Raw genomic sequence first — 9,143 nt, forward strand, 5'->3', positions numbered from 1 at the left:
CCGATTGCGTCGCGCGGTCACTTGGTTGCCAGTCTGGTTCGCGCTCTCTGCCCCTGTGACTTCGAACACCTCCAACTGGACCGCCGTTCCGACCGGTTTGCCCGCCGGGTCGACCACTTTGATCGTTACGTCAAAGGTTTCACCGGCGATGTAGACCGATCGGCCTGTGGTGACGTTGACGTTGAATCCGCGTGTGGCGAGAAAGACCCGTTGGGATTCGGCGACGTTGCGTTGGGGGCACGCGACATCGATCGTGATCGCTTGTGATTCGCTGAACCGGCGGGTCGGAAATTTGAGTTCGATTTTCCCGTCGGCATCGGTTTTCGCTGTCTGGCGTTCACTTTCGCCGCCGATGGAGTAGCTGATTTCTTCACCCGGCAGCGGTGCGCCGTAATAATACTTCAACGCAACGGTGGCGGTGATTTCGTCGCCACGAAAGTACACGTCTTGATCGGTCTGGATCGTCAGCTGTACCGGTTCCAGCTTGAATTGTTTGACCTCGAATTGCGATTCAAATGACAACTCGGGTTGATTCGGAGTGGAGCGTCGATGCAGATGGATCCGGCATCGTCCGGGCACCGCGCTGGGCGGCAGCACCATGTTGGTGTGAAGCGAACCGAACGCGTTCAGTGTCACCTTTTCGGTTTTTAGTTTTCGGCCGCGGGCATCGTAGATATCCAATGAGAACGTCTCGCCTTCGCGAAACGTGAATCGGTCTTGATCCACCCACCGGACGATGCCCTTGATGTTGACCAATTCCCCCGGTCGATAGACGGGACGATCGGTAAACAGGTATCCCGTGGGCACCAAGCCGACGGCGAAATCCAGGCCGTTCAGATTGGTCACCGTCGATGCGATCTGGCCTTCGTGGACGGCAAACACGCGCAAGTCTTTGATGTCACGCAAACGCTCCGACTGCGAGCGCACGATCCCTTCGGCATCGGTCACCAGTTCCTCGAACACCGACGCACCGTCGCTGACCAGCACACCGACTCCCTCGGCCGGTTTCCCGGTTCGCATGTTCTGCGCGAATAAAAACAATTCGTTGCGAGACGATTTGACCAGGATGTCCAAATCACTGACGACGACCATGGTCGTTGCTTCCATCTTGTCACTGCTGACGGTGACCGCGGTGACGCCCGGCCCGTCGATCGGAATCGTGACCTCCTGATCGATCCGTTTGAACGGCTCGTAATCATCGACCGGATGTTCAAATTGCTGGTCGGGGTCGATCAATGCGATGTCCAGCTTTTCGACGCCGGTGGCCAAGTGCATCTTTCGAAAGTAATCGGTCATATCGATTGTGTAGACGGAGACCGAAACCTTTTCCAAGTTCCGCGTCGTGAGCAGAATTCCGGCCTGTTCGTCGCTGCGGAATTTGCGTTTCGTCATCACTTGCAATTCCGGGCGGGTCAACCGTGCGATCCGCTGTTGGGCGGCGCCTTCGCTGGCTCCCTTGACCTTTTTGTACGACTCGAGGGCTTCCTTGCGGCGCTCAAGTTGTTCTTCCAAGGTGATCCCGATCCGCAACGACGCCAGTGAGGCCTGGTTGGTGTCGGGGTACTTTTCGACCAGACGCTGCCAATCAGCGATCGCGTCTTCCAGCAGGTCTCGGCAGGTTTGGTTGAGTCGTATTTCGGCCCCGGATTGGCCCTTCTTGATCGCCGCGTCGACACGCTGTTGATGTCGATCCAGCGCGTCGCGTTTGTTCATTTCGCCAAACTGCAACAGGATGCTCGGCGCCCGTTGGTCCAGCGGATACTTGTTCAGGAAGGTTTGCCAGAGCGCCCTGGCCTTGGCGAAGTCTTTTTCGTTGAGCGCGTATTGGGCGGCGGCGAATTCCGCCCCGATGATCTTTTGTTGAACGTCGGGCCATTGTGAATCGGTCGGATGTTTTTCGAGGAATTCCTTCCACGCTTCGATCGCTTTGTCAAATTCGTTCTGGGCGAAATACGACTGCCCCAGCATGCGTCGTGCGATCGCCAGTTGGTCGGATCCTCGATAGTCCGGATTAGCGATCAAACTTTCCAACCGGTCGATCGCTTGGACGTTGCGTCGCCGCGATTCGTAGCCTTGGGCGATCTCCAGCTCGGCCTTGGGAGCGAGTTTGTGGTCGGGGTAGGCTTTGAGGAATCGTTCCGCCAGTGTGACGCCGAGTTCGAGGTTCCCGTCGGTTGCCGGGTTCGGCAGCCCGTAGGTGTGGGCCAGTCGGTACGTCGCATTGGCCAGTCGGTCGGCCAAGGCGTCGCTTGGGTCGAGCGGTGGATCGTGCTTGGACAGAAAATCTTGCCAGGTCCGACGCGCCGCCGATGGCTGCTTGTTTTCGAGCTGGACCAACCCGAGTCGGTACATCGCGTCGGACTGCAGTTCGCTCGACGCGGACACCCCGGATTTCGGACTCGGATCGCCGTGCTGGGCGAGGAAGTCTTGGTAGGCTTTGGCGGCCTGATCGAGTTGATTGAGCGCTTCGATACAGCGGGCCACGCGAAATTCAATTTGCTGCCGGCGGCGAACGGTCGGTCCAAGCTTGTTGGCCTCGCGGTAGTATTCCAACGCCTGTTTGTAATCGGGTTGTTTGGCACGAGAGGGATCGTTGGCGGGGACACCCTCGAAGAACCGGTCGGCAAACTCCAGATAGATTTTTGCGAGTTCGTCTTTTCTGCCGCGTGAGAGCAATCGTTCGGCTTCGCGTTGATAGATTTCGCCGGCAACGTTGTACTGACGATTCATGACCGCGACGGCCGCACGTCCGAACCTGGATCGGCTGACCCATTCGCTTTTGGGGAACCGGTTTTCCAGTTCCAGATAGGCCGCGACGGCATCGTCCCGTTGATCGGCGTGCGATAGCGCGAGCGCTTTCAAATAAAGCAAGTAGTCCGGCGCGGTGACCGCGTCGTTCTGTAATTCCGACTCGATCGCCTTGACGGCGTCCTGGTACCGTCGCGCTTGCATTGCGTCGTGAACGGCCGTCGGAATGCGGACCACGCTGGTGATGGAGGGGCGTCCGTCGGAGTCCACCGGACCGCCGGGGGCGGCGGCGACGCCCGTCCCGACGCCACCCCAAATGAGCGAGACCAGGAACACCCCACGCAACACGTTCGAGCCGATTCGAGCCATCTGTCGATACTCCACAGTAGCAGGCGTCCGACCGCCAATCGAAGCAGCGTGCCGGGCCAGAAGAGGTTTTCTACCACTCTAACGCATGACAACCGACCGACGGACGGACTCTGCCCAAACCAACTGTAAAAACATTCTCTGCGTCAGGCCGGGGTGATTGCCTGTTTCCAGATTGACCAAACCGCTTGAGTCGCTTCCAATTGACCGGCGTGTCGTTTTTGTTTGTTTGGAGTATCGCCAATGAAGGTCATCCGGGGCAGTGTCAACGTGTTTGGAGAGCGATTTGCTGGCGGCAAGATGACAACCCTCGGCAGTGGCGCCGGCGGTTTGGAAACCGATCATGACTAGCCAGTCAATGAAAGCGAACAAAACACCACTCGTCGTCGGAATCGGTGCGTCGGCGGGTGGGCTGGAAGCGGTTTGCGAGTTCCTGAAGCACCTGGGCAGGTGTGAGGATCTGGCGATCGTTCTCGTCTTGCATCATGATGCGGCCAGCGAAACGTTGCTCCGTGAATTGTTGGCTGCGGCGACGGAGATGCCGTTGGTCGAAGTCACCGAGCGGACGAAACTCCGGCCCGGTTGTGTCTATGTCGCCCCCGCAAAACGCTTTCTGGACGTCACGCACGGCGGTCTTCTGCCGATCGTCCCCGACAGCGCCAAAAGTCAGCTCACCTCGGTCGACCACTTTTTTCATTCGTTAGCCCAGGATCAAGCCGAGCGTGCCATCGGGATCGTCCTGTCGGGAACCGGTAGCGACGGAACCGTCGGGCTGAAGGCGATCGGGGATGCCGGAGGGCTGACGTTTGCCCAGGACACCGCGTCGGCAAAATACGACAGCATGCCGCGCAGCGCCGCCACGATGGGGGTGGCCGATCACGTCTGCCGTCCGAGCGAGATGGCCGCAGAAGTGAGACGGTACACGGCTCATCTGTCTCAATACGGCGACGAGGAATCCGTCGGTCGCGTCCGAAACCAAATCGCCGAGGCGGTTCCGCGGATCGCGGAGCACCTTTTGGAAGCGACCGGTCATAATTTCCAGCATTACAAGATCACCATGCTGATGCGTCGTATCCTGCGACGGATGCACGTTTTGAAGATTGCAACGGCCGGCGAATACCTGTTTCACTTGCAAAAGAGTGAAGAGGAAACGCGTGCGCTCTTTCGCGAACTGTTGATCGGTGTGACCGCATTTTTTCGAGACCCCGAAGCCTTCAACGCGATCGCAACCACGGTCCTGCCGAAAATCTTCGAAGGCAGAAGTCCCCAAGACGTCGTCCGAATTTGGGTGGCCGGATGCAGCACCGGTGAAGAAGCCTATTCCTTGGCCATGCTCTGTCGCGAGCAGGTCGACGAACTGGACGATCCGCCGGAAGTCAGGATTTTTGCGACCGACATCGACGATCGCGCGTTGCAGATCGCGCGGGCGGGATCCTATCCAACCGGAATTGAAGATCACGTCAGCTCGGCGCGATTGAAACGGTTTTTCATCAAACGCGGCAAGCGATATCAGGTCACTCAAGAGATCCGCGAACTCGTGCTCTTTTCCAAGCACAATCTGATCAGTGACCCGCCGTTCTCGCGACAGGACCTGATCTCGTGTCGGAATTTGCTCATTTACCTGGGCGAGCATTTACAAGAGAAATTAATTCCGCTGTTTCACTACGCCACGCGGCCGGCGGGGTTCCTGTTTCTCGGCCCCAGCGAAACCGTTTCGTCGCACGGCGAACTGTTCAAGCCATTTGATACCAAGTGCCGCATCTCACAACGCAAGGGCACTGCGACGGGATCGATCAGTGCGCTGGTGACACGCCACGGAGAGGTCAAGCCGGTTTACGGCGGCGAGACACAATCCGATGCGACGATCGATTTGAACGTCATCCGTCAACGCATCTTGTTGGACGAGTTCACGCCCAAGGCCGTCGTGATCGACCAGACCGGGACGGTTCTGAACGCCTCCGATGGCATCTCGAAGTATCTGGAAGTCTCCGGCGGAGATTTTCACAACAACATCGTCAAAATGGCCTTGCCCAGTTTAAGGATCGGCTTGCGAGCCGCTCTCAACGAGGCGAAGAAATTGCGTCGACGAATCACGCACGATAATCTTTCCATCCGCGATGATGATCTGATGCAACGGGTCATGTTGACCGTCCAGCCGATGCCCCAGTTGGGAGAGGACGATGAGTTGTTCATGGTCGTGTTTCATGACGTCGGCGAACCGATGCGGCGTGAAGAATTCGATCAGCCGCCGGACGCCATCTCCACCGGCGATCAAGACGCCGATGTCATCATCGCCCAATTGGAGCGTGAACTCGAATCGACTCGAAGCGATCTGGAGCGGACGCTCCAAGACATGGAAGCGGCCAACGAGGAGCTGAAATCGTCCAACGAAGAACTGTTGTCGATGAATGAGGAGCTCCAATCGGCCAACGAGGAATTGGAAACGTCCAAGGAGGAGATTCGAGCCGGCAGTGAGGCCGTGGCACGCGCCCATGCCGATCTGGAGAACCTGCTGCGAAGCACGCAGATCGCGACCGTGTTTCTCGATAACGATCGGCGGATCCGAAGCTTCACGCCGGCGATAGCGGAAATCTATTCACTGATCCCGACGGACGTCGGCAGACCGCTGGAACATTTTGTCCCGCGCGTCCACGACATGCCCCCGCTACCCGATCCTGCCTCCGTCGACTCGACCGGTGTCATTGAAGACACCATTGTTGCCGAATCCGGCAAATCCTACATTCGTCGCATTTCGCCCTACCGATCCCAGCCTGGTGAAACCGATGGCATCGTCGTGACCTTCGTCGATGTTTCCGAACTTGTCGAGCGTGAGGCCATGTTGGCATCGTTGATGAGTTCGACCGCCGAAGGCATCTATGGCATTGATCTCGAGGGCCGATGCATCTTTGCGAACGCGGCCTGTGCCAAATTGCTTGGCTACCAAAGTGCGGACGAGTTTCTTGGGCAGTGCATGCATGACATGATCCACCACTCGCATCGGGACGGGTCAACGTACCCTGCCGAGGAATGCCAAATCGCTCGGGCCTTTCGCAGCGGGAAACAGGTGCACGTCGATGACGAACGCTTCTGGCGTGCCGATGGGTCGTCGTTTGATGTGGAGTATTGGTCACATCCGCAGATTCGAGACGGGCGATTGGTCGGATGTGTGGTCACCTTTATCGATATCACCGAGCGTCGAGACGCCGAAACCGCACTGGCCGATGCCAAGGACCGGCTCGAGTTGTCCTTGGAGGTCGCCGACGTGGCGCCCTGGACTTGGAGCTTGCAGTCGCCAGATCCGATCAGCAACCCGATTCTCAACCGGTTGTTCGGGTTTGACGAAAACGAGGAACCAACGCTCAATGATTTTTTGCAACGTATCGATCCGTCGGTTCGAGACTACATCTCGTCGGCGATCGAAAACGCGATCGCGACGGGGCATATCTATGACGAGGAGTATCCCGTTCATTTACCCGGTGGGGAGGTGCGGCACCTGCGCGCTCGTGGCCGTGTCCGGATGTCGGCGTCGGGTGTGGCCGAGGATTTCAACGGCGTCGTCGTCGACATCACCGAGCGGAAGCGTCGCGAACTGGACCTTGCCGACCGCGAAGCGCACCTTCGTCGCGTCATCAACAACCAATTGGGCTTGGTCGGTGTGATCGACCGCGAGGGGCTGTTGGTAGAAATTGACGACGGGTCGCTGGAGATCGCTCGGGCTCGGCGAGAGGATGTGATCGGCAAGCCCTTTGCCGAAGCACCCTGGTGGAACTACGACCCGGCAGTGGTGCAGCAGACGCGAGAGGCCATGGCCCGGGCCTTTGCCGGGGAGGTCGTCCGGTATGACGTGTCGCTGTTCGCACACGGCGGCGACGGAGTGATGATCGATTTCATGATCGCGCCGGTCTTTGACGCCGAAGGCAATATCGAATTTTTGGTCCCATCGGGTGTCGACATTCGCGAACGGGTCAAGATCGAAAAAGAACAGCGGTCAGTGACTCGCCGGATGGAGATGGCGTTGCGTGCCGGCGGCATGGCCGCATGGGAATGGACGCCGACGAAGAGCGTCTGGACGCCCGAGTTGTACGAGCTGCTCGGCATCGAAGCGGACCAAGAAGCATGTCCCGATCTGTTCTTCTCCCTGGTGCATCCCGATGACGTCGAATCGCTCAAACAGGCGTGGCAAGATGCGATCGAGGGCTCGGACACCTACGACAGCGAGTTCCGCATCATTCGCCCCGACGGTGAAGTTCGCTGGATGAACGGACTCGGCGAGGTCGTTCGTGACGAGGGGAAAGTGATCCAGATGTACGGCGTCAACTGGGATTCGACCGAGGAGCACTTGCAGGCCGAAGCTCTCCGCGAGAGTGAACGCCGAGCCCATCAAGCCAGTGCATCCAAAAGTGAGTTTCTGGCAAATATGTCTCACGAGATCCGTACGCCGATGACGGCCATCTTGGGGTACGCCGAATTGTTAAAAGAGCTGGTCGATCACGAGGAGTCACTGCAATACCTGCAGACCATTCGACGCAACGGGGATTACCTGCTGGAAATCATCAATGACATTCTGGACCTGTCCAAAATTGAAGCCGGGAAACTGGAGGTCCAACAGGAATGTTTCGAACCCAGCCGACTGATCGAAGACGTCAGAAGCATCATGGAAGTCCGCGCGAAAGAGGGCGGCCTGACGCTGGAAATCGAGTACGACGGCAAACTGCCCAAGGTGATCCAGTCCGATGCGAAACGGCTGAAACAGATTCTTATCAACCTTGTCGGCAACGCGATCAAGTTTACCAAGCATGGCCGGGTGAAGATTCGCATTCGGTTCGATCTTTCATCGCAGCAGTTGCAGTTCGATGTTATCGATACGGGGATCGGCATTTCAGACGATCAGATGTCGCAACTGTTCAAACCGTTTTCACAGGGCGATGCCAGCGTCACCCGTCACTTCGGTGGCACCGGCCTGGGCCTTGCCATCAGTCAACGGCTGGCCGAGATGCTCGGTGGCAACATCACCGCCAGCAGCACCGAAGGTGTCGGCAGTACCTTCACGCTGCGTATCGCAACGGGCGATGTCTCTCAATCGGATCTGGTCCGCTACGTCGAGCCCCGTCCAGACGACGGTTCCGAATCGACGCTTGAGGATTCAGAACCGCACAAACTCTCCTGCCATGTCCTCGTCGTCGACGACCGCCAAGACATCCGTTATTTGAGCAAGCACATCCTCTCCAAAGCCGGCGCGACGGTGGATGAGTGCGAGGACGGGTTGCTCGCCGTCGAGCATCTGACCGCATGTTTGAAAACGGGGGACTGTCCCGATCTGATCTTGCTCGACATGCAGATGCCCAATTTGGACGGCTATTCGACTTCGAAAAAACTGTGCGAGATCGGATACCGTGGTCCGATCATCGCCTTGACGGCCGATGCCATGCAAGGTGACATGAACCGATGCTTGGAAGCGGGCTGCAACGACTACCTGTCCAAACCGATCGATGCGGGAAAGATGCTCCGTGTCATACGCGAGGCGACGTCCGGTGACGCGCCGTAAGTCCGCTTCGACGACGCATCACCGTTGAAACGTTTCCAACGAGGTCGGTCCGGTGGTCTTTAACATGCTCTCCGCGTCGGCCAATCGGATGTCGTCACCGGTGACGATCAATAGCCGTGCCCCGTCGCGAACCTTGGCTTCGTAACTCTCGGCGACCTGATCATCAAGGCCCCAGCTTTCGACCGCACCGAGCAGCCCGCCACCGACGGCCCCGGCTGTCATCCCAAAAATCGGCCCGGCGACGAGCATGGGGCCCATCAAAGTCATCGCACCGAGTGCAGCGCCGAGTGTTCCACCCGCCACCGTCGACGCTGCCGCCGTCTTCTCGCTCGACGGCGAGACCGGCGTCTTGTCTTGTGCGGCGTCAAGCTCTGACAAACCTTCGTCGTCGGCATGCCTGACAATGGATACTTCGTCTTCAGTGAAATGTGCTTTGTCCAGCACTTCGATCGCGGTTCGAAAGTCTTCTTCGTTATTGAATTCG

At 58.1% G+C, this 9,143-nt stretch carries 3 protein-coding genes; 1 reads left to right on the top strand and 2 read right to left on the bottom strand.

Going from position 1 to position 9,143, the window contains the following annotated elements:
• Window positions 1–3,117: tetratricopeptide repeat protein (locus ABX749_RS11590; protein ID WP_372896123.1), on the bottom strand; the 3,117-nt coding region annotated here is incomplete at its 3' end.
• A 340-nt stretch (window positions 3,118–3,457) separates the two neighbouring features.
• On the opposite strand from ABX749_RS11590, the gene ABX749_RS11595 reads away from it, so the two are divergent.
• A complete protein-coding gene (locus ABX749_RS11595) occupies window positions 3,458–8,659 on the top strand; it encodes a CheR family methyltransferase (protein WP_372896124.1) in 5,202 nt (1,733 codons plus the stop codon).
• An 18-nt stretch (window positions 8,660–8,677) separates the two neighbouring features.
• On the opposite strand, the gene ABX749_RS11600 is transcribed toward ABX749_RS11595, so the two are convergent.
• Window positions 8,678–9,143, bottom strand: a 466-nt coding sequence (locus ABX749_RS11600; RefSeq protein WP_372896125.1) for a DUF1269 domain-containing protein, incomplete at its 5' end; no start/stop codon positions are given.

This window comes from Stieleria sp., assembly GCF_041595215.1.
GTDB lineage: Bacteria > Planctomycetota > Planctomycetia > Pirellulales > Pirellulaceae > Stieleria > Stieleria magnilauensis.

Bases quoted from the DNA above. Each gene is read 5' to 3' on its own strand.
- ABX749_RS11595 (WP_372896124.1), top strand. From the start codon at position 3,458: ATGACTAGCCAGTCAATGAAAGCGAACAAAACACCACTCGTCGTCGGA.